The sequence below is a fragment of the Paraburkholderia sp. BL23I1N1 genome (assembly GCF_003610295.1).
In the GTDB taxonomy this organism is placed as follows: Bacteria; Pseudomonadota; Gammaproteobacteria; order Burkholderiales; family Burkholderiaceae; genus Paraburkholderia.
In genome coordinates, this window is sequence record NZ_RAPV01000001.1 from 4,652,825 (window position 1) to 4,674,902 (window position 22,078).

General features: G+C 61.9%; 18 protein-coding genes and 1 pseudogene. 10 read left to right on the forward strand and 9 right to left on the reverse strand.

The features are described from left to right. Nucleotides 1-10 precede the first annotated feature (10 nt). From B0G76_RS21760 to B0G76_RS21775, 4 genes are all read left to right on the forward strand, one after another. Nucleotides 11-616, forward strand: coding sequence for a pyridoxamine 5'-phosphate oxidase family protein (locus B0G76_RS21760; RefSeq protein ID WP_120294381.1), 606 nt, complete (start codon nucleotides 11-13; stop codon nucleotides 614-616). 12 nt (nucleotides 617-628) lie between these two features. Then, nucleotides 629-1,261 (forward strand): DUF938 domain-containing protein, encoded by a 633-nt coding sequence (locus tag B0G76_RS21765; protein ID WP_120294382.1) that lies wholly within the window; start codon nucleotides 629-631, stop codon nucleotides 1,259-1,261. Between the two features lie 222 nt (nucleotides 1,262-1,483). Further along, nucleotides 1,484-2,893, forward strand: a complete 1,410-nt coding sequence (gene gndA / locus B0G76_RS21770; RefSeq protein WP_120294383.1) for an NADP-dependent phosphogluconate dehydrogenase — start codon at nucleotides 1,484-1,486, stop codon at nucleotides 2,891-2,893. A gap of 265 nt (nucleotides 2,894-3,158) precedes the next feature. Beyond that, nucleotides 3,159-3,476: a DUF4148 domain-containing protein gene (locus B0G76_RS21775; protein WP_120294384.1), complete on the forward strand. Its 318-nt coding sequence runs from the start codon at nucleotides 3,159-3,161 to the stop codon at nucleotides 3,474-3,476. Between the two features lie 182 nt (nucleotides 3,477-3,658). On the opposite strand, the gene B0G76_RS21780 is transcribed toward B0G76_RS21775, so the two are convergent. Together B0G76_RS21780 and B0G76_RS21785 are read right to left on the reverse strand one after the other, a co-directional pair. Beyond that, a complete protein-coding gene (locus B0G76_RS21780) occupies nucleotides 3,659-4,423 on the reverse strand; it encodes a DUF2968 domain-containing protein (protein WP_120296651.1) in 765 nt (254 codons plus the stop codon). 166 nt (nucleotides 4,424-4,589) lie between these two features. Next, nucleotides 4,590-4,910, reverse strand: a complete 321-nt coding sequence (locus B0G76_RS21785; RefSeq protein ID WP_120294385.1) for a hypothetical protein — start codon at nucleotides 4,908-4,910, stop codon at nucleotides 4,590-4,592. 269 nt (nucleotides 4,911-5,179) lie between these two features. Between B0G76_RS21785 and B0G76_RS21790 the strand changes: the two genes are divergently transcribed. The 3 genes from B0G76_RS21790 to ltaE all read left to right on the forward strand — a co-directional run bounded on the left by B0G76_RS21790 (nucleotide 5,180) and on the right by ltaE (nucleotide 7,581). Beyond that, a complete protein-coding gene (locus B0G76_RS21790) occupies nucleotides 5,180-5,491 on the forward strand; it encodes a cupin domain-containing protein (protein WP_120294386.1) in 312 nt (103 codons plus the stop codon). 132 nt (nucleotides 5,492-5,623) lie between these two features. Beyond that, entirely contained in the window at nucleotides 5,624-6,397 is a 774-nt protein-coding gene (locus B0G76_RS21795) for a peptidoglycan DD-metalloendopeptidase family protein (RefSeq protein WP_120294387.1), read from the forward strand. Nucleotides 6,398-6,573: 176 nt separating this feature from the next. Beyond that, complete coding sequence (gene ltaE, locus B0G76_RS21800; RefSeq protein WP_120294388.1) at nucleotides 6,574-7,581, forward strand: low-specificity L-threonine aldolase; 1,008 nt, start codon at nucleotides 6,574-6,576, stop codon at nucleotides 7,579-7,581. Nucleotides 7,582-7,659: 78 nt separating this feature from the next. On the opposite strand, the gene B0G76_RS21805 is transcribed toward ltaE, so the two are convergent. After that, the gene (locus B0G76_RS21805; protein WP_183082223.1) at nucleotides 7,660-9,027 is read right to left on the reverse strand and encodes an MFS transporter; all 1,368 of its coding nucleotides are present in this window, start codon (nucleotides 9,025-9,027) and stop codon (nucleotides 7,660-7,662) included. A gap of 732 nt (nucleotides 9,028-9,759) precedes the next feature. Between B0G76_RS21805 and B0G76_RS21815 the strand changes: the two genes are divergently transcribed. Continuing rightward, nucleotides 9,760-12,213: a glycogen/starch/alpha-glucan phosphorylase gene (locus tag B0G76_RS21815; protein ID WP_120296653.1), complete on the forward strand. Its 2,454-nt coding sequence runs from the start codon at nucleotides 9,760-9,762 to the stop codon at nucleotides 12,211-12,213. An 82-nt stretch (nucleotides 12,214-12,295) separates the two neighbouring features. Here the strand turns inward: B0G76_RS21815 and B0G76_RS44880 are convergent. From B0G76_RS44880 to B0G76_RS21850, 6 genes and pseudogenes are all read right to left on the reverse strand, one after another. Further along, nucleotides 12,296-13,409 (reverse strand): annotated as a pseudogene (locus B0G76_RS44880) (hypothetical protein). A gap of 266 nt (nucleotides 13,410-13,675) precedes the next feature. Further along, nucleotides 13,676-14,029, reverse strand: a complete 354-nt coding sequence (locus B0G76_RS21825) for a hypothetical protein (RefSeq protein WP_120294391.1) — start codon at nucleotides 14,027-14,029, stop codon at nucleotides 13,676-13,678. Nucleotides 14,030-14,175: 146 nt separating this feature from the next. Further along, nucleotides 14,176-14,565: a DUF6232 family protein gene (locus B0G76_RS21830; protein WP_120294392.1), complete on the reverse strand. Its 390-nt coding sequence runs from the start codon at nucleotides 14,563-14,565 to the stop codon at nucleotides 14,176-14,178. 207 nt (nucleotides 14,566-14,772) lie between these two features. Then, the gene (locus B0G76_RS21835; protein WP_120294393.1) at nucleotides 14,773-15,951 is read right to left on the reverse strand and encodes a porin; all 1,179 of its coding nucleotides are present in this window, start codon (nucleotides 15,949-15,951) and stop codon (nucleotides 14,773-14,775) included. Between the two features lie 324 nt (nucleotides 15,952-16,275). Next, entirely contained in the window at nucleotides 16,276-17,391 is a 1,116-nt protein-coding gene (locus tag B0G76_RS21840; RefSeq protein ID WP_120294394.1) for a succinylglutamate desuccinylase/aspartoacylase family protein, read from the reverse strand. Nucleotides 17,392-17,640: 249 nt separating this feature from the next. Beyond that, nucleotides 17,641-18,423, reverse strand: coding sequence for an ABC transporter substrate-binding protein (locus tag B0G76_RS21850; protein WP_120294396.1), 783 nt, complete (start codon nucleotides 18,421-18,423; stop codon nucleotides 17,641-17,643). 691 nt (nucleotides 18,424-19,114) lie between these two features. On the opposite strand from B0G76_RS21850, the gene B0G76_RS21855 reads away from it, so the two are divergent. Beyond that, nucleotides 19,115-20,263, forward strand: a complete 1,149-nt coding sequence (locus tag B0G76_RS21855) for an extracellular solute-binding protein (RefSeq protein ID WP_120296655.1) — start codon at nucleotides 19,115-19,117, stop codon at nucleotides 20,261-20,263. Continuing rightward, nucleotides 20,263-22,062 carry a diguanylate cyclase domain-containing protein gene (locus B0G76_RS21860; protein ID WP_120294397.1) on the forward strand — a complete coding sequence of 600 codons (1,800 nt, stop codon included), beginning with the start codon at nucleotides 20,263-20,265 and terminating at the stop codon, nucleotides 22,060-22,062. Before B0G76_RS21855 ends, B0G76_RS21860 begins: the two co-directional genes overlap by 1 nt. Nucleotides 22,063-22,078: the final 16 nt, after the last annotated feature.

The following is a 22,078-nucleotide window of genomic DNA, read 5'->3' on the forward strand; positions in this document are numbered from 1 at the left end:
AGGAACGCCGATGTTGACGACGATCGAACAGCTCGAAGCAATCTACGGTCAGCCCCACGAGCGCGCCGTGCGCAAAGAGATTTCCTTCGTCAACGAAGACTATCGCGCGCTTATCGAAGTCTCGCCGTTCGTCGTGCTCGCGACCGCCGGTCCCGAAGGCCTCGACTGTTCACCGCGCGGCGACGCGCCGGGCTTCGTGCGCGTCATCGACGAACACACGCTCGCGCTGCCGGACCGTATCGGCAACAATCGCGTCGACAGTCTGCGCAATATCATCGCCGAGCCGCATCTGGCGCTGCTGTTCATGATTCCGGGCGTCGGCGAAAGTTTGCGCGTGAACGGCCGCGGCCGCATTTCCACCGATCCGGAATGGCTGGACAGTTTCGCCGTCGAAGGTAAACTGCCGCGCACCGTGCTGCTGATCGACGTCGATGCGGTGTACTTTCATTGCTCCAAGGCGCTGGTGCGCTCGAAACTGTGGGACACGGCGCATCATGTCGAACGTTCGCGCTTACCGAGCGCGGGCGAGATCCATCGGCGCATCAACGGCACGCAATTTGACGCCGCGACCTATGACCGTGAACTCGCCGAACGCGTGCGCACCACCCTGTATTGAAACAAAGCGAACATGACTGACTTCCACCCGGCGTTACGGCAACACTCGCCGTCCGCGGAACGCAATCGGGAACCGATTCTTGCCGTGTTGCGCGAGGTGTTGCCCGCCAACGGCCGCGTGCTGGAGATCGCGAGCGGCACGGGCCAGCACGCTATCTGCTTCGCCCGCGCGTTGCCCGGGCTTGACTGGCAACCGAGCGATCTCGATGCGGATGCGCGTGACTCAATTGCGGCGTGGATCGCGCATGAAGGGCTGACGAACGTACGCGCGCCGCTCGCCCTCGACGTGCATCAGGCGGATTGGGGTGTGGGTACGCCCGAAAAGCCCCATGATCTCGACGCCGTAGTCTGTATCAACATGATTCACATCTCGCTGTGGAGTGCGACGCAAGCGTTATTCGCCGGCGCGAGCCGACGTCTGGCCGATGGCGGTGTACTGTATCTGTACGGTCCGTACAAACGCGGCGGCGCGCATACCTCGCCGAGCAACGATGCGTTCGACCAGCAGTTGCGCAACCGCGACCCCGAGTGGGGCGTGCGCGACATGGAAGCGGTGGTAGCGTTGGGCGCATCGGTCGGGCTCGTGTGCGACGAGCCGATTGCGATGCCGGCCAACAATTTCAGTCTGGTGTTCAGGAAACGCTAACGGGTTGGGCGAGTCAGACAAAACGGTTGGCTGCGTGTGGAAGCCCGATGCACCACGCGCAGTGAAAAGCTCCGCTCGGGGAGCGTCAATGAGCGCCAATGATCGCAAATGAGCGCCAGCGAGCGGCAAGCCGGCATTTCTTTTATCCTTTCACCCTCGACGTCCCGCCGACGTTCCTTCCGGCGCAGCGTCTCGACATTTTTTGTACTCTGGAGAATTCACATGGGCAAACAGGCAATCGGCGTGGTGGGGCTGGCGGTCATGGGCCGCAATCTGGCACTCAACATCGAGAGCCGCGGCCACGCGGTGTCGGTGTACAACCGCAGCCGCGAGAAAACCGACGAACTCATCGCCGAATATCCGGACAAGAAGCTGGTGCCGGCCGTCACGCTGGAAGAATTCGTGGAGTCGCTGGAAAAGCCGCGCCGCATTCTGCTGATGGTCAAGGCAGGCGAGCCGACCGACGCCACCATCGCGCAACTCAAGCCGCTGCTGGACAAGGGCGACATACTGATCGACGGTGGCAATACGCATTTCACCGACACCATTCGCCGTAATCAGGAACTGGCAAAAGCCGGCCTGCATTTCATCGGCACGGGCGTGTCGGGCGGCGAAGAGGGCGCACTGAAAGGCCCGTCGATCATGCCGGGCGGCCAGCGCGACGCCTATGACCTCGTTGCCCCGATTCTCACGGAAATCGCCGCCAAGGCGCCGGACGGCGAGCCGTGCGTCGCGTACATGGGACCGGACGGTGCGGGCCACTTCGTGAAGATGGTGCACAACGGCATCGAATATGGCGACATGCAGTTGATCGCGGAGAGCTACGCGGTGCTCAAGCAGGTCGTCGGCCTGTCGAACGAAGAGTTGGGCAAGGTCTACACCGAATGGAATCAGGGCGAACTCGATAGTTACCTGATCGAAATCACCTCGAAGATTTTCGGCAAGAAAGACGAGGAAACCGGCAAGGACCTGGTCGACGTGATTCTCGACCGCGCCGCGCAGAAGGGCACGGGCAAGTGGACCAGCCAGAATGCGCTCGACCTCGGCGCACCGCTGCCGCTGATTACGGAAGCCGTGTTCGCGCGGGTGTTGTCGTCGCTGAAAGATCAGCGCGTGGCTGCGAGCAAGGTGCTGGAAGGGCCGGCGGCCAAGCCGCTTGGCGTCGAGCGTGACGCCTTCATTGAATCGGTGCGCCGCGCGCTGTACTTCAGCAAAGTGATTTCGTACGCACAAGGTTTTGCGCAACTGCGGGCGGCCTCGGAAGAGTACAAGTGGGATCTCGATTACGGCACGATCGCGAAGATTTTCCGCGCTGGCTGTATCATCCGCGCCCGCTTCCTGCAGAAGATCACGGACGCCTATACGAAAGACAAGGCGATCGCCAATCTGCTGCTCGATCCGTATTTCCGCGACATCGCTAAGAATTATCAGTCGGCGTTGCGCGAGGTCGTGATTGCGGCGATCAACGCAGGCGTGCCGGTGCCGGCATTCGCATCGGCCGTGGCGTATTTCGACGCGTATCGTTCGGAACGCCTGCCGGCGAATCTGGTGCAGGCGCAGCGCGATTTCTTCGGCGCGCATACGTTCGAGCGTATCGACAAGCCGGGCAGCTTCCACGCGAACTGGAGCTGAGCGTTTGAATGACGGCCCGGCGCGTGCTTGTAGACAGGCGCGCCGGGCCGCGCGATCGATTGAAATCGAACTCGACAATTATTGCTGAAAACTATTGGGCAGATAGCGTGCGAATCCACCAGACTGTCTACTGTTGCGAAATTCGAAATAGAGTTTCGTCGTTTTAGGGATTTCCCCTAAGTGTGGACGCTCCTAAACTTCTACTTAAGCGCTACGGGATAACAAGCCCAAAGCGAATTAAATACAAGTTCTGGAGGTTTACATCATGAAGACTCTTATCTCTGCTGTTGTTGTCGCTGCCGCTCTGGTTGCTCCGGTTGCCTCGTTTGCCCAATCGAACCAGCCGCTGACGCGCGCTGAAGTCCGCGCTCAACTGGTGCAACTCGAAAAGGCGGGTTACAACCCGATCGGCGATCACATCGATTACCCGGCTAACCTGCAAGCCGCACAAGCACGTGTCGACGCACAGAACGGCACCGCTCAAGCTGTGAACAGCGGCTACGGCGCACCGATTGCAGGCAGCTCGCAAGCTGGCCGGCCGGTGAGCGGCAACGACCGTAACTCGGTTTATTTCGGCAACTAATTCGCGCCGAAGCGGATGGAAACGCCGCCCGGCTGATGGGCGGCGCGTAATGAGCACGTACGGAGCACGTACTGAGCAGGAAATGAAGAAGAAAACGCCGACCGGATTGCCGGTCGGCGTTTTGTCGTTAACGGTGTCGTTAACGGCTTTGCCTGGCCGTCAATTCAATTGCAAGGCGCGCATCAACGATTCGGCAAATGCGGAATCCCTTCGTTGCTGGTGAGATTGAGCTGGTGAATTTGCCGATGCGCCTTGTTCAGATGCGCCTGCGCGGCTACGCGTTGCGCTTCCAGTTGCGACACTTCCTTGCGCACCTGATGCTGCCGGTTCGACACCGCCTGTTCCTGCGCGCCGCGCCGCTGCAAATCCGTGCGCAGCCGTTCGGCCTGCGCCTCGGAGCGCGCGATCATGCGTGCAAGCTGTTCGTTTTGCGCCTCGAGTTGTGCGCGTCGCGTTTCACCCTCCGAGAGCCGCGTCGCCTGTTCCTCGAAGTGATGGAAGGCCGTTTCCGCGGCTTCGAGGTCGACGGCTTTGGGCGCGTGCCACAGCGAGCCGTCCTGATACAGCGCGACGTAGCACAACAGTTCCTTCGCGTGGAACAGCAGGCTGACCGAATAGGCGAAGCTGCGGAACACGCGGAAAGGCGTCAGCGCTTCTTCTTCGGCGAGCCATTCGATTTCGGCCGTGTCGGCCATCTGCACGCCGCGCGCGCTCACCGGCGAGGGCACCACCGGCACCGGCCGCAGCGTCGTTACCGGCCGAGCCGGTTCGGCGGTCGGCGCGACGGCGGGTTCGGCAGCGGCGGTAGCGGGCGTGACGCCGGCCGCCGCTAGCGCCGCTTCCTCGCTGTCGTCGGGCGAGATGGAATCGGCGGCGTGCTCTCGCGCGACCTGCACGAGATGCGATGGGCCTGCCAGCACGCTACGGCGGTTCAGGAGACTTTTCACGGCGGTTCCTCCGGTTGACTCGCCCGAAATCTTCAGAGGGCGCCGACGATCAGGCATGCCGGGCAATCTGGCGGTTCGAACGGTGAGCGAAAAGTGGCGGACCGGCGGCGCTTGACGATGAGCGCCGGGGTGCGTGCAGTGCGGATCGATGTCCGCGAGCGCAGCTTTAATGCAGCGTGCGATGCCGGCGGCCTATTTCGTCGAACAACGCACGGCTGGGTTCCAGGGCAAGCAACCAGGATTCGTCGTAGCCGCTGAGATTGTCGAGCGCCTCGCGCAGCCGCTCGATCGCCAGAGCCGGAATCTCGACAGTCGCTTCGACGCCGCTCGACAATCCCGCGATGCTGGCAAGCTGGACCAGCGCGTCGGCGGCTTCGGCGACGTCTGCCGCGAAAACCAGGTGCGTGTTCAGCAATTCGACCAAACCGGGCGATGCCGCCACATCGTCGACGTTGAGCTGCACGGCCAGAAACGTGGCTTTGTTCATTCCCAACTCCTCGCAGGATCCAGACGTTTGTGCACGGCGCGTTGCGGCAGCATGACTGAGTATAGGCGAGGGTTGAAAGGATTCAATAGTCACACGAATGTGCTCGCGCGGCCTTGTGCGGCCTCTTGCCGCCTTGCTGCCGGCGGTCGCGCCTGCCGCACCACCTATAATGAGCCCAGTCGAAACGCGTGATCCCGACCGGCCGGGCGGTCCGGTATGCGGCACGGATAACGCGTCGACAGCGTCTGTTTCTCAACCCGCTATCCGCCATGAAGATCATTCGCAGCAAGAGCTTTACCGCGACGCGTCCATGGGGCGCGCTCGATATTGCCAACATGGGCGGCATCACAACGCGCCTGCATTGGACCGATCAGCCGTACAAGTGGCATGTCAACGACGGCGAGGAGGTGTTCGCCGTGCTCGACGGCCGCGTGGAGATGCGTTACCGCGAAGGCGGCATCGAACAGTCAGCGATTCTGGAAACGGGCGATGTGTTTTATGCGTCGGTAGGCACGGAACATGTCGCGCATCCGATCGGCGTGGCACGCATTCTCGTGGTCGAGGCCGAGGGCAGTGTCTGACGGTTTCCGGTCTAAGCCGTGCCGAAGCCTTGGCTCATGCGCACGGCGGCATAATGGATACGCCGTGGCGCCCGCACCGGGCGGCACAGCGAATGCTTGGGCTGATTGAATCTAAGTGTCGAGGAAAATCACATGACAAGACAATGGCAGTTCACGGCGACCCGGTTGCTGATTTCGGCGACACTCGGCGTTATGTTCAGCGGCTGTTCGACGATGCCGTGGGAAAGCACGCCGTTCTACAGCAGCGCGCCGTCCCGTCCGACGACCCTTACCACCGTCCCTGTGCCGGCCGGTTACTACCGCGCCAATCCGGGTGACACGCTGGCGGCCATCGCGTCGGCTTACGGCCGTAAGCCGCAGGAGATTGCGGCGTGGAACGGACTTCCATCGAATGCGGCCGTCAACCCGGGGCAGGTGCTGCGGGTGGCTCCGCCGATGGCGTCGGGCAGCGTGGTGACACCGCCGGTCAATGTCGCCGGTCAGAATGGAACAGCCGCGACGCCTGGTGTGGCCGGCGCGGCCGGCGTTGCGCAGCAAGGCGTGCTGCTGTGGCCGTTGCGTGGCCCGGTGCTGAAAGCCTTTGCGCCGGGCAGGTCGAACGGCATCGTGATCGGCGGCCATGCGGGCGATCCGGTCAAGGCGGCCGCTACCGGCCGGGTGGTCTACGCGGGCACCGGGATCGAAGCGTACGGCCCGCTCATCATCATCAAACACGACGACTCGCTGATTACCGCCTACGGGCAGAACAGCACGCTGCTGGTCAAGGAAGGCGACGCGGTCGCGCAAGGGCAAACCATCGGCGAAGTCGGCGTGGACAGCCGCGGCGTGGCATCGATCCAGTTCGAAGTGCGCCAGAACGGCCAGCCGGTCGATCCGCTTGCGTGGCTGCCGAAGTCGGGCGGGTGAGCGGCTTTTTGGCGCGGCTCTCAGCGCCGCGGTAATTAATTGAATACACTGTGTGGCTCAGTAGCTGGAACCGCGACCGTCAATCCATTCAGGAGATGCGGTGCGCGGGCCGGCTATGACAGGTTGTCATAGGCTGTCTTGCATTGACAGAAACAGGGACACACAAGGCTCTCATCATGATCGATTTGCGCAGCGACACCGTAACCCGTCCGACCCCGGCCATGCTCGCGGCCATGTCCGCCGCCGAAGTGGGCGACGACGTCTGGGGCGACGACCCAACCGTGCTGCGTCTGCAGGCAACGGTCGCGGAACGCACCGGCAAGGAAGCCGGCCTGTTCTTCCCGAGCGGCACGCAAAGCAATCTGGCGGCGTTGATGGCGCATTGCGCGCGTGGCGACGAATACATCGTCGGCCAGTTGGCGCACACCTATAAGTACGAAGGCGGCGGCGCGGCGGTACTCGGCAGCATTCAGCCGCAGCCGCTCGAGAATGCCGCCGACGGTTCGATCCCGCTCGAGAAGATCGCCGCCGCGATCAAGCCAATCGACAACCACTTCGCGCGCACGCGGCTGCTGGCGCTGGAAAACACCATCGGCGGCAAAGTGCTGCCGGCGAGTTATGTCGACGAGGCGGTGCAGTTGGCGCGCCGCCACGGCTTATCGGCTCACCTCGACGGCGCGCGGGTCTACAACGCGGCGGTTGCCTCGGCCAAGCCGGTCGCGGAGCTGTGCGAATTGTTCGATTCGGTCTCGATCTGCTTTTCGAAGGGGCTGGGCGCGCCGGTCGGTTCGGTATTGGTCGGCAGCCAGGCGCTGATCGATGTGGCGCATCGCTGGCGCAAGGTGCTGGGCGGCGGCATGCGCCAGGCCGGCGTGCTGGCGGCGGCTTGCCTGTACGCGCTGGATCACAACGTCGAGCGTCTCGCCGACGACCACGCGAACGCCGCACATCTGGCGGCCGATCTGGAAGCGATCGACCAGGTCAAGGTGCAGTCCATCGCGACCAATATGGTGTTCGCGCAGTTTCCGCAGCAGCATTGCGTGCCGCTCGAAGCGTGGCTCAAGGAGCGCGGCATCCTCACGCAGATGCTGTATGCGTCGCGATTCGTCACGCATAAAGATGTGTCGCGTGCGGATATCGATACGTTTATCGGCGCAGTGAAGGGGTATTTCGCCGCGCATTGATTGGTTGAACGCGATCGAACACGATCGAACGGCAGGATTCAAAGCGGGCGCACTGTCACAGCAGTGTGCCCGTTTTGTTTATTCCGCCGACGCTTTCGTGGGCAACCCGGCGCGATGCGACGGCGCGAACAGCCGCAATCCGCTTGCGAGGCTCGCCGCGCCGGCAAAGAAGGCGCCGGCGCTGAGCGCGAGTGTCGGTCCGTGCCGGCCGGCGATACCGAAGCTCAGCGCAACCAGCGCAGCGCCGGTGGTCTGTCCGAGCAGGCGGGCAGTCGCGACGATGCCGCTGGCGCCGCCACTGCGTTCGGGCGGCGCGCTCGCCATCAAAGCCTTCAGGTTGGGTGACTGGAAGAAGCCGAAGCCCGCACCGCAAATCGCCATGCGGATGCCGATGTCGAGCACATGCGGATGCACCGGCAACAACGCCAGCGACGCCATTCCCGCCGACATCACCGCAAGGCCGATCGCACCGAGCAAGCCCGGCGGATAGTGGTCGGACAGACTGCCCGCCAGCGGCGCGGCTAAAGCGACCACTACAGGCCAGGGCGTCATCAGAAAGCCGGTCTCGACCTGGCTGCGATGCAGCACGTCCTCGAAGTAGAACGGCAGCGACACGAACGCCAGCCCTTGCGCGGCGAACGAGCACACCGCTGTCACCGCGGACAAGGCAAACACCGGCCGCTTGAAGAGATCGACCGGGAGCATCGGCGCGGGGTGGCCGGCTTCACGGCGAATCAGCAACACCCCGAAAACCACGGTGATCGCGGCCGCACTCAGCACCAGTTGGGTCGAGGCGCGCTGGGCTGCCTCGCCGAGCGCGAAGATCAGCGCGGCGAAGGTGATCACGTTGAGGAGCGCCGCAATCGGGTCGAAGTTGTGTTTGCCGCGCTCGGTGTGCGGCAGCGCGGGCCACGCGAAGGTCAACGCCAGCAGGCCGAGCGGAACGTTGACCGCGAACAGCCACGGCCATGCGGCAACGGACAGAATCAGCGACGCCACCGTCGGCCCGACCGCGAACGATACGCCGACGATCAAGGCGTTAGTGCCGAGGCCTCGTCCGAGCCGGTGCGGCGGATACAGATAGCGGATCAACGCCGTGTTGACGCTCATGATCGCGCTCGCGCCGAGACCTTGCAGCACACGTGCGGCGGCCAGCATCGGCAGTGTCGAAGCAAGCGAGCACGCTAGCGACGCCAGCGTGAAGAGCGCAATCCCGCTGATATAAATCCTGCGATGCCCGACGATATCGCCGAGCGCGGCGAGCGGCAGCAGCGTCGCGACCATTGCGAGCTGGTAGGCGTTGATGATCCATACCGACGCGGCGGGCGCGGCGTGCAGATCGGCGGCGATGGCGGGCAGGGCCGTGTTGGCGATCGCGGTATCGAGCGTGGCGAGCGCGACCGCGAGCATGATCGCGACCATCGCGCGGCGATTGGCGGCGCTCATCGGGCCGTCCGCTGGAAAGGCTGGGGTGGCGGTGGCGCTGGGTTTGTCGGACAAGGCGTGGCTCGTCGGGTCGTGCATGCCGTAGCGCCGGGCGTGTCGGAGGGACGGCGCGGCGCGCAAACGGCGGGGTTGTGTGGAGTGAAGCGCGCTGGACGTGAGTCCGGCCGTCAAGGCGGCTCGCGCAGCGAATGATGCGATTGTTACAGAGACGCAGAAATCGTGCTGCGAGGTGGGCAGGGTGGGTCGCTGTGTCGGGTGTGTGTAATGCAACTAACGGTCAAGCTCGTGCGGCGCCTTTGAACTGGCTCGGTGCCGCGTTGCTGTAGGACACGTTGGCATAACCGTTCAGCAGACGAGGCGCGCCGATTTGACCACGTATCGAGCAAGTCACCGCATTCATCGGCAGGTCACATGCAGAAAAAATAATCGTGCTAACTCTCCCATGCAGGCAGCTTTCACGGCTCGACGTCATTTGCCTGTTTTGCGCGCCGATGCACGCGCGCGGTGCCGCACGCAGGCTCGCCTGCACCGCGTACGTGCGCAAAACCCGTGAAGCGCCGCGTGTCGGCGGGCATAGCATGTGCGTGAGCACCCGCACCCGCTCGCGCTCGCCGATATCCGCGCGCCGTAAAATGTCGTACTCTGTTTGTTAACCCGCCTGACCGGCACGCGCCTCCCGTCCGTCATCTATGCGGTTCGCGTATGTCGCGTCGTTATTTCCCGGAGGCTTCGATGACAGCCGTCGATCTGGAATTCGACCAGCTCAACAGTACCGTCGACGCGCTACGGCGCTCAATTTCCAATCGCATGATGTACGGCGTCGGCAAAGACGCCGTCACGGCTCATCCGCATGACTGGCTGCATGCCGCGGCGCTCGCGGTGCGTGACCGGCTGGTCGCGCGCTGGATGAAGACCACGCGCCTGCAGTACGAACAGGACGTGAAACGCGTCTACTACCTGTCGATGGAATTCCTGATCGGCCGCACGTTTACGAACGCGTTGCTTGCGCTTGGCATTCACGATCAGATGAAGGAAGCGCTCGCGAGCCTCGGCGTCGACATGGACATGCTGGTCAATATCGAGCCGGACGCGGCCCTCGGCAACGGCGGTCTCGGACGGCTCGCCGCCTGTTTTCTCGATTCAATGGCGACGCTTGGCATTCCGGGCTTCGGCTACGGTATCCGTTACGAATACGGCATGTTCCGCCAGGAGATTGTCGACGGCGAGCAGGTCGAAGCGCCGGACTATTGGCTGCGCGCGGGCAATCCGTGGGAGTTTCCGCGGCCCGAAATCAAGTACATGGTGCATTTCGGCGGGCGCACGGTGCAGCGCGGCGAGCACGTGGAGTGGATCGACACCGAACATGTGAATGCCACGGCCTACGACACGGTGATTCCGGGTTACGCGACCAGTGCGACGAACACGCTGCGCCTGTGGTCCGCGCGCGCAACCGACGAACTCGACCTCGGCGCGTTCAACCGCGGCGATTACCGCAACGCGGTCGACACCAAGAACATGTCGGAGAACGTGTCGCGGCTGCTCTATCCGGACGATTCGACATCGGCAGGCCGCGAGCTGCGGCTGCGTCAGGAGTACTTCTTTGTTTCGGCGACGATGCAGGATCTGATTCGCCGCTATCAGCGTACGCACAGCACGTTCGGGCGCTTCTCCGAAAAGGTGGCGGTGCATCTGAACGATACGCACCCGGTGCTGGCGATTCCCGAGCTGATGCGTTTGCTGGTGGATGTACATCATCAGCCGTGGGACAAGGCATGGCAGCACGTCACCAGGATTTTCTCGTACACGAACCACACCTTGATGCCCGAAGCGCTCGAAACGTGGGACGTCGAGATGCTCGCGCGACTTTTGCCGCGGCATCTGGAGATCATCTTCGAGATCAATGCCGGGTTTCTCAAGCATGTCAGCGAACAATCGGGACATGACGGCGAGATGATCCGCCGCATTTCGCTGGTCGACGAATATGGCCAGCGGCGTGTGCGAATGGCGTATCTGGCGATCGTCGCGAGTCACAAGGTGAACGGCGTATCGAAGCTGCATTCGCAGCTCATGACGCGCGATATTTTCGCGGACTTCGCGCGCATTTATCCGGACCGTTTCACCAACGTCACCAACGGCATCACGCCGCGGCGCTGGTTGGCGCAGGCGAGTCCGTCGCTGTCGTCGCTGATCGATCAGCAAATTGGCAAGCATTGGCGCAGCAACCTGTTCGAGCTGGAGCAACTGCGCAATCTGCGCAACGACAGTGCGTTCATCGACGCTTTTCACGAAGCGAAGCGGCAGAACAAACTGCGGCTCGTGCAGCGGCTCGCGCATCACACCAAACTGAGTTTCGATCCCGATGCGTTGTTCGATCTTCAGGTCAAGCGCATTCACGAATACAAGCGGCAGTTGCTGAACGTGCTGCACGTGATGGTGCGCTATAACCAGATTCGCGCGAATCCGGAGCGCGATTGGGTACCGCGTGTGGTGATGTTCGCCGGCAAGGCTGCCTCCGCGTATCGCATGGCGAAGACGATCATCAAGCTGATCGGCGATGTGAGCGAGAAAGTGAATCACGACCCGCTCATTGGCGATCGCCTCAAGGTGGTGTTCGTGCCGAACTATGGCGTGAGCGTGGCCGAGCTGATCATTCCCGCGGCCGATCTGTCAGAGCAGATTTCAATGGCCGGCACCGAGGCATCCGGCACCGGCAACATGAAACTCGCGCTGAACGGCGCGTTGACGATCGGCACGATGGACGGCGCCAACATCGAGATTTGCGACGCGGTGGGGCGCGACAACATCTTTATCTTCGGCCATACCGCTGACGAAGTGGACAGCCTGCGCGCCACCGGTTACCGGCCGCGGCAGGTGTACGAGGAGAATCCGGAACTGCGTATGGCCCTCGACCAGATCCGCACGGGCTTCTTCTCGCCGGACGATCCGCTGCGCTTCTCGGATATCTTCCACACGTTGGTGGATTGGGGCGATCACTATATGGTGCTCGCCGACTTCGCCGCATTCTCGAAAGCGCAGGACGAGGTGGATGCGCGTTTCGTCGACAAGCGTGCGTGGACCGAGAGCGCGATCGAAAACGTCGCGGGCATGGGGCAGTTTTCGTCGGACCGTACCATCGCCGAATACGCGCGCAACATCTGGCATGTGAAACCGCTCAGTATGGAATGACGCGCGCGCGTGTGGCGCCTGCTCAAATGAAAAAGGCCGTGCGAAATTTTTTCGCTCGGCCTTTTTTATCGCTTGCTGGATATCACGGAGCGAATCGTTCGCTCTCCTGCGCTGCATGCAAACCGAACTGCCCGCGCGGGAAATCGAACAGCACTTCGATGTTTTGCATAGCCATCAAACCGACCACGATCCGGTTTGCATCCGGCTTCGACTTGACGATCGTGACCTGGGCTTTCTCGTAGCGGTGCACCCATGATCCCGTGCCGATTGCCGTCTCATAGTTGCCCTGATCGAGCACGCTGCCGATATCGCCGTCACCGGTCCAGTTGGGCGCGTTGTCCATCTCGATGCGGATCATGCCGGTGCTGCCGGTTGCGAACACCAGCGGCGCGCAGAACGTCATTTTGCCGCCCACATTCACGCAGCCTCGCGGCCATTGCGCCGTACCGTCTTTCGACGCCGCCATTGGCACCATGGTGTAGTCCTTGGTGATGGTATTCGAGGGGCTCAACACCATGTACGGCTTGGCGAAGTTCGCGTGCACCAGATAACGTTGACCGATGTTGCCGGGCAACGCGCGCAACGGGTGGGTGCAGCAGCTATCGTCCGGTTGCGCCGCGCCGCGCCGCGCCGACGCCGACGATGCCGGAAAACGCCCTGCCGAATTCGCCGGAGTAGCCGTCCATGCCGGCGCACTTCCGCGCGTTCGGCAGGCAGCGCACGACGTCCACCGCTTGCGCGGCGATCGGCGTTGGCGTGGTGCCGCCCAGGCTGAACGGCACCTTGACGGCCGAGCCGAGAATTTCCACGCCGTTCGCGAATGAGAAAGACGTTACGCCGCCGGCGCTTGCATAGTTCGAACCCGGCAGCACCGACTTCAACACGCGCGTGCCTTGCGTCCCTGTGTCGAGCGCCATGCAGACCGGCTTGCCGTCGAGCTGGACCGGCAGGCCAAGGCGCGCATGATCTTCGTCGGCACGCTCCACGTGCTGCGGAATCAGCAGGCCGTCGTTGCCGCCGTTGATCAGCGCGGCATTCGTGGCCGGCGGCGTGGGCGTGGGGAAGGTGACGGAGCAGCCGGTCAACGCGGCGAGCGCGCCGCCTGCGACTAGCGCCGCTGCGGTTGAACGACGAAATTGAATATGAAAACGAAGACCGGCACGCCGGCGCGCGGCATTGAGAGACGACAGGAACATAGGATCACGCTTTGCAAAAAAGGCGGGTCCCTGGCGGAGGCGATGCATCTTGAGCTGCGGATTGGACAACTCGGACAGCACTGGCGGCAATCTCACTGGATTGCCACGGCGTGGGCGGGGGAAACCGGGACGCTTGCGGGGGCCTGCGGGAGGGAACACGCGATAACAGGAGCGGCAACTCTACACGGCCACCCGAGGGCAATTGCAAAGATGTATAAAGGTTTGGACGGCGACTGGCAAGTTACCCGTGCAGGCATTGATCTATGTCAATAGTCGCGCGGACGGCGAATCACGGTTGCCTGCGCACGGCCGAGCGTGGCGCGATCGAGGGTGGCCGTCAGCAGGCCGATTACGTCGTCGAGGGAGCGTGAGGTGACTTCGACACGAAACGTCACACGCTCGTGCTGCTGGTCGACGGTTACAACGTAGAGACGCAGATCGTCTCCGAGGGCGGCATGCAATGCGCGCCGTCCATTTGCCGACGACGTGCCGGGCACCGTGACGTCGATGATGACAAGTGGAACGACGACATGCGTGCGACGGCGAATGTGGGGTTCGCGCGGTGCGCGTGGTGCCCGCGGGGCGGAGATTTCAGACGTTGCTACGGACGTGAGCATCATGATTGCGCCGATTCGGCGAGGCGGCGCGCGTTGTTGACACCCAACCACTCTAGCGGCGCGCGCCTCAACGACGTGCAAAAGCTGCTGCGTTGCGAATCAAATTTGTGTTAACGCGCTACGCCTGGCGTACTGCGGACGGCGACCGCTCAGGCTTTGGGCGCCGCAGGGACGGCCTTCGCCTCGTGCACGGCGGCGGCGACGCGCTCGACGAACTCGCGGTCGGTGCTCATGAGCGCTTCGCGCAAGCCATTCGCGGTCTGCACCATCAGACGATGCGTGATGTCCTGAGTCACCCACGTGAGCCAGCCGACCACGATCAGCATCGTGCCGCATACCATGCCGACGGGCGAGCGAAATATTCCGCCGACAATAGCGCCCACGAGTCCGACAAGCGAGATCGCGCGCGGCAGGAGTTTGTTTTTCTGCACGGTGACGACTTGCACGTCGACGATGTCGCCTAGCGGAAAGACCTGGCCGGCCGACGAGAGTGCGTTACGCGTGACCGACACGCCACGGTCGTTGAAGGGGGTTTCCATCGAGTCCAATGCAAGCGGTAGCAAAGGGCGCAGCGTACCAGATGCGGCGGCAGCACTGGAAGTAGCCGGACGCCGCAAGGCATCGTTGCATCAACACAGGCGCCTGAAAAACCATTCCCCCCCAAAAAAAAACGCCCCGCAGGGCGTTTTTCAGAACCTCAGGACGGCAAGGAACTCGCGCTCCTCGCCGACAAAGGCAAAGCTCGCTTAGAACTTGTGACGGATACCAACGCGGAATGCCAGTTGGTTGTCCGCACCCGTGCCCGACGTGCTGAAGTAGCTCGTGCTCGAACCGATCTGCGCTTGCAGATCCTGCGTACCGTTGTGGCCGGCAGCGATCTGGTAGATACCCAGTGCATACACGTCCGTACGCTTGCTCAGCGCGTAGTCGACGCTCAGGTCCACCTGGTTCCAGTGGCCCTTGTTGGCATCGCTCAGGTGCATGTACGTGTAGCCTGCACCAGCCGTCAGCGCCGGCGTGAACGCGTACTTTGCGCCCGCTTCGTATGCTGCGAACGTGGTCGCGCTGCCCGTGATCGGAGCGAGGCGCGTGTTCGTGTACAACGCCCACAGCGTGGCTGCGCCGATCGAGTAGCGGCCGCCAACGCCGAACGTGCGCAGATCCTGGATCTGGCCCGTGCCGATCGTCGGGAACGTCACGTTAGCCATCGACGTCGAGAAAGCCGGCGTTGACTGGCCCGGGTAGCGGATATCCGTGTACGCTGCGCCCACGCCGAACGGGCCGTTTGCGTAGTTCAGGCCGAAGCTGTATGCGCGCGCCGAACCTGTGACCGGTGCTGCGGCCGTGCCGGTGCCCGGCACGCCAGCGAAGGCGCCAGCCGTGTTCGAGAAGCCGTACATAGCGCCGAAGGTCAGGCCCGCGAAATTCGCGCTGCTGAACTTGACCGAGTTGTTGATGCGGCTCGAGGTCAGTTGGTCGACGTCATTGATGTGGTAAGCGTAGTTACCCGCGACGGTTTGACCACCGGTCGAGTAGTTGCCACCCAGATAATCCGTCGAAAACGAATACTGGCGACCGAACGTCAGCGAACCGACGTTGTTCTGCGACAGACCGACATACGCTTGACGGCCGAACAGCGCGCCGCCCTGGCCGAGCGTACCGTTGCCGCTGTTGAAGCCGCTTTCCAGTACGAACAGCGCTTTCAGACCGTTACCGAGGTCTTCGGTGCCGCGCAGGCCCCAACGGCTGCCTTGAGCAACACCGTCGTCATACTTGAAAAGGTTGCTGTGACCGGTCGAGGTCTTCGAGTTGTTCACGTAGCTGATACCGGCATCGATCAGGCCGTACAGCGTAACGCTGCTTTGTGCGTGGGCAGCACCGGCGAAGACGGCGAGAGTAGCGGCGGCAAATACTTTCTTATTCAAGACAATTCTCCGATTAAAAATTAAGCGATCGCCACGCCGGCTCTCTGGCAAGGTCGTGCGATGGCCCGAAATTTAAGGGAACGCAGAGTAAGGTATGTGACAGCTTTGCTTATTTTGGAAATCTGTCGCGTCGGCGCGACACTCACATAGCGTCGCGAGATGAATTCACGCAAGGCACGCCGCTCATAAGCTTTTTCCAGATCGAAGATTTCGAAGGCCCGTAAACGCAGATCGCCCGCTGAAATAGCGGGCGATCTGCATTGCAGGCACCGCTTCCACAGGCAAAGACAGGGAAGTGCCGCCGCAGTTGTTCCTCGATGTGCCTTAGTTGCTCAACAACGACCCGCTTCTGAACGCCTTCGCGCCGGCGATGCGCGCGAACTCCAGCCCGGCCGTCGCGAAGCGCGTCAAATGCCGCGCGTACAGCACGCCGGCCACGCTGCTCTTGAGCGTCACGACGCGATCGGTCAACGGATCGACGATATCGGCGATCTCACGGCCGACATCGACCCAGCTACCCGCTTCGCAGCGATACACCAGCACGCCGCTGATCGGCGCGACGATCGGCTCGGCACCGGCCAAAGGCGTCGCGGCGAATTCGAGCGCCGGCAGCGGCGCCGGCGTGCCGTCGATCACGCCACGCGTGGTCAGGTACTCGATGATCGCCTGGGCGTCGTGCTCGGCGTACTCGTACGACACTTCGCGCTGACCGCGCAGTTCGATCGTGACCGAGATCGAGCCGTTCGGAATCGGGAAACGGTCGCCGTAACGGCCGCGCAGATCCGACCAGCAGAAGCTGTGGATTTCGTCGAACGGATTGCCCACCGAATTCAGCGCCAGCAGCGACGCCTTGGCGTCCAGATAGCAGGCGAGCGGCTCGACTTCCGCCCACAGGTCCGGATTCGTGTACAGGTGCATCGCGGCTTCCCAGTCGCAGTGCAGATCGAGCACGACATCGGCGTCATAGGAGAGCTTTTGCAGCGCCAGACGTTGCGATTCGAGTTCGGTTTCCGGCTTTTGCTCGTTGAGCGCTTCACGCATCGCCGCGCGGATGGCCGTGCGATTGGCGTCGATGTTGTCGGTCAGGTGCGCTTCGATGCCGGGCTGAATCAGCGCCGCCAGTTCGTAGAAATTGCGGTTGAAATTCTGCGCGCTGTTGGTCTCGAAGCGGCCCGTCAAATGGCCGAGAAAGTGCTGGTTCAGACCGATCGGATTGGCTACCGGCACGATCACGACTTCGCCGCGCACCTTGCCGGCAGCTTCCAGTGCCGCGAGCTTGCGGCGCAACGCCCACGAGACCAGCATGCCAGGCAACTCGTCGGCATGCAGCGACGACTGGATGTAAATCTTCTGCCCGCCGCCAGGACCATAGTGAAAACTCGTCAGATTACGGGCGGTGCCGAGCGTCGGGGCAATCAGCGGATGGGTTTGGGTTTGCATGGTTTTCGAATTCGCGGGCAAATGGGGCGCGCCGCGCTATGTCGTTGATTACAGGGGGAAAGAGTGCTTCACGGCCGGTCTTTGGCGGGCCCGTTCGCGGCGCCGCGGTCGCACGATCTTAGCCGATATGAAGCGGTACGTGGTCCGGGCCGCGCGGCAAAGCGGCTTCGCAAACGAAACGGGCTCCGCATGACGCGGAGCCCGTTGCTCGCAAGCCGGCAAGCGCGTCGTTAGACGCGCGTGGCTGGCTTAGCCGCCGTACACGTCGAAGTCGAAGTACTTCTTCTCGAGCTTCTTGTACGTACCGTCCTTGATGATGTCGGCAATCGCCTTGTCGACCTTCGCCTTCAGATCGGTGTCTTCCTTGCGCATGCCGATGCCTGCGCCGTTGCCGAGGATCTTCTCGTCGACGATATCCTTGCCCGCGAACTCATAGCCCGCGCCGCGCGGCGTCTTCAGGAAGCCGATTTCAGCTTCGACCGCGTCCTGCAGCGATGCGTCAAGACGACCCGACAGCAAGTCCGCGTAGACCTGATCCTGGTTCTGATACGGCACGACCTTCGCGCCCTTCGGTTCCCAGTACGTCTTCGCGTAGGTTTCCTGGATCGTGCCCTGCTCGACGCCAACCGCTTTGCCCTTCAGCGAATCGGCGGTCGGCATAATGCCCGAACCCTTCTTCGTGACGAGGCGCGTCGGCGTGTTGAACAGCTTCGACGAGAAGGCGATCTGCTCAGCGCGTTGCGGCGTCATGGACATCGACGACAGCACGCCGTCGAACTTCTTCGCCTTCAGGGCCGGGATCATGCCGTCGAAGTCGTTTTCGATCCACACGCACTTGGCCTTCAGGCGCGTGCAGATTTCATTGCCGAGGTCGATGTCGAAGCCCGCGAGCTTGCCGTCCGAACCCTTCGACTCAAACGGGGGGTAGCTGGCGTCAACGCCGAAACGGATAGTCGACCAATCTTTAGCGTGTGCGCCAATCGAGACGGTTGCAAGCAGAGCAACCGTCAAAGCCGCTAGCAGTTTTTTCACTGTTTAACTCCTCGGTGTGGTTCAAATACTCCCGTATGCGGTTGTGCCGCTGCGGGATGCCTGGCGCGACTCACAACCAGGCTTGGGTTGAAGCTGCCGGCCGGGGCGGCCAGCAGCGCGCGCCAAGCTTACCAGTTCAAAAAGATTGGGTAGCTAGTGAAACACCGGATGGCGGACGGCAATAGCTTTTAAAGCTCGAATGTGGTGGGGAGTCGACGGCTGCGCCATGCGGATTGCATTGCCCCGGTGCGCTGCCTGAGGGGTCGTAACGGTGTCGTAATGAAGTTGCCTGGTGGCGGTGCTTTGTCCCGGTACTTCGCAAGATGTGCTGTGTGGCAAAACCAGTATAGAAAATGGCGCCATTTACCGCCGCCTATTGCGAATTATTACAACGCTCTCGATTGTTTCAATTGGCTGTCCATGAGTTAAAGATTTCGCGTGAACTACCGTTAAATACAGATGAGCACATTTGTTAAATCACGCCCGATGAATTGTTTTTCCCGATTGGGACGGGGCCGGAACCAAAAATGCATTGCTTGGCGCTATTATTAACGCTCTGCGCGCCTGCCTACGCAGTGGGCGAACATATGAATATCTGTCTGAACAAAGTCATCGAGCACGACGTCCGCGGTTAATCTCCGCGTGCCGGTTTGCGTTCGTCTTCATGGCCTTCTGCTAAGCGGTGTTGTATATGCACACGATTTCGATGGCAGATGAAACGCGCCGTTTCAAACCATCGCTCCGGCGTCGAATTGCAGGTGTCGCGGCACGCGCGATTGCGTTGCGCTGTGGTGGCGTTTCCAGTTTTTTGACGCTGCTGATAAGCGTCGCTTTCTGCTGTAGCCTTTTGTCGTCGGCGCCCGTTCTGGCGGCGGGCACCGTGCTGCGCGTACTGGCATGGCCCGGCTATGCAGACGCCGATGTCGTCAAGACTTTCGAAGCGCGTTACAACGCGAAGGTCGAAGTCACGTGGGTCGATTCCGACGAGGCGTTATGGGCGCAGATGCATGCCCAGGGTACGCCGCAGTTCGATGTGCTTGCGGCGAATACGGCTGAAATCGAGCGCTATACCCGCGCGAATCTGCTGGTGCCGCTCGATCTTGCCAGTTTGCCGAATACGAAAAAACAGTTGCCGCGGTTTCAGGCGCTGTCGTCGATTGAAGGCCTGACTTCGGTAGGCAATGTATACGCCATTCCATTCACGTATTCGTCGATGGGCCTGATCTATGACCGCAAGCAGATCGCCGTTGCGCCGCGCTCGATGCGCGAATTGTGGAACCCGCGTTACCGCGGCAAGGTTCTGGATTTCAATAGCGCCCAGCATAATTTCTCGTTCACCGCGCTGGCGCTGGGCTATCCCCATCCTTTCCAGCTCGATGCCACGCAAATGCGCGTGATCGCTCAAAAGCTCGTCGATCTGCGCCGCAACCTGCTGACCTATTACACGCTGCCGGAAGAAGCGACCGCGTTCTTCATCCAGCATAAAGTTGCCTTGATGTTCGGCAACTATGGCACCCAGCAGGTTGAATCGTTGCGTCGCGCCGGCGCCGACGTGGGCTACGTCATTCCCGACGAAGGGGCGCTCGCCTGGCTGGACTGCTGGTCGATGACGCGTTTCGCCAGGGATCGCCCGCTCGCGCTGGCGTGGATCAACTACATGCTCGAGCCGGACGTGAGTGCGTTGTTGACGCAACGTCAGGGGCTCGCCAACACGTTGACGGCGCCGGCGGAAAACAGCGACAAAGCACGCATTGTCTGGATCGGTCCGGTGGAAGATATTCAGCGGCGCGAAGAACTGTGGAACAGAATCGTGTCTGGCGACAGGTCGGAGCGTTTTTGATGATACGACCCGGCTTGACATTCAAGTTATCGATTCTGCTGGCGTGCATCGGCGTGCTCGCATCCGGCGCGACCGGTTATTACACGTATCGTGCCAATCGTACGATGCTGGTGAACGAAGCCGAACAAAGCTTGCTGACTTCAACGGAACTGCTGGGCCAACGCTTTTCCATCGCGATCGACGATGTCGGCGCGGACGCGCTGGTGCTCGCGAGCTTGCCGTCTACGGCGAAGGTCCTGCAGACCGACGACGGCCTTGGTGCGAATGCGCCGCGCGAACAGCTGGCGCAGGTGTATGTCAGCTTCATGGTTCACCACCCCGAGTACCTGCAAATCCGGCTGATTACCCGTAAGCACTACGGACTTGAGCTGATCCGTTTCGACCGTGATGCGGACGGCCTGGTGCGGGTCGAGGGCAACAGCTTGCAGGAAAAAGGCCAGTTCGCGTATGTGTTCGACACGCTGGCGTTTTCGCCCGGGCGTATTTACACCTCGCCGATCTCGGTGAATCACGAGTACGGTACGCATGCAGCCGAAGGCAAACCGACGCTGCGGCTTGGCACGCCCATCGCGGACGAGAGTGGGGCGGTGGTGGGTGTCGTCATTATCGACATCGATCTGGCGGGTCTGCTCAACCGTTTGCAGAGCGATTTGCCGAGCGACTATCAGGTTTATCTTGCCAACGAATGGGGCGATTTCCTGGTCCATCCGGATGCCTCGAAAACGTTCGGCTTCGACAAGGGGCGTCGCGTTCTGATGCAGGACAGTTTTTCCGCCACCAAGCCGCTCTTCGATCAGTCGACAAGCGAAGTTCTGCTGAACGGTCTGGTGCGGCCGGGGCAGGCGGCCGGCCAGGTGCTCGCCTTCGTGCGCAGGCCGTTCGGCGCGTCCGAGGGCAACCGCTTTATTGTGCTCGGCCTCGCCAGGCCACTCCAGGATGTCCTGTCCGGCGCCACGGCGCTGGGCAACCGAATCATCCGCATGGTGTTGATCTTCAGCGTGTTGGCGCTATTCCTCGCGATTCTGTTCGCGCGTGCCCTGACCAAGCCTTTGCACATTCTCGCGTACGCCGCGACGCATCTGTTCGCCGAGCACGCGATGGAAACGCTGCCGCTCAAACGGACCGACGAGATCGGCATCCTCGCGCGCTGTTTCGATCGTCTGCGCCGGGAAATCAAGTCGCAAATGGACGTGCTGCATAACAAGCAACGTGAACTCGTCCATCTCGCCACGCACGACGGGTTGACTGGCTTGCCGAACCGCATGTTGTTCATGCAGAAAATCGAGGCGGCGATAAGGGAGGCGACGCGGCGTGAGGAAGGGCTCGCCGTGCTGTTCGTCGACCTCGACCGCTTCAAGCAGATCAACGACCAGTTCGGTCATTCGATCGGAGACAAGGTACTCGCCGCGGTAGCGCAGCGGCTGAAGCAGGTGCTTTGCTCGGCGGACGTTGCCGCGCGCCTCGGCGGTGACGAGTTCATCGTGTTGATCGAGGGGCCGCGTTCCGCCGAGGCGGCCCCCGGAATTGCCTCGCGGATCATCGGCGCATTGAACGAAGAACTACTGATCGACGGACACAGCATGACGGTGGGCGCGAGCATCGGCATCAGCCAGTTTCCGGACGATAGCGCCACGGCAGAGGAGTTGTTGCTCAACGCCGATGCGGCAATGTATGCGGCCAAATCCGATGGACGGAGTGCGTATCTGCGCTATCAGGATGTGATCGAGGCGCGCAAGTTAAAACAGGAACAGGCGAGCGAAGGGGCAACGGAAGGCCGCGAGGCGGAGCCGACTGCCTGAATCGCCCAAGAGAATA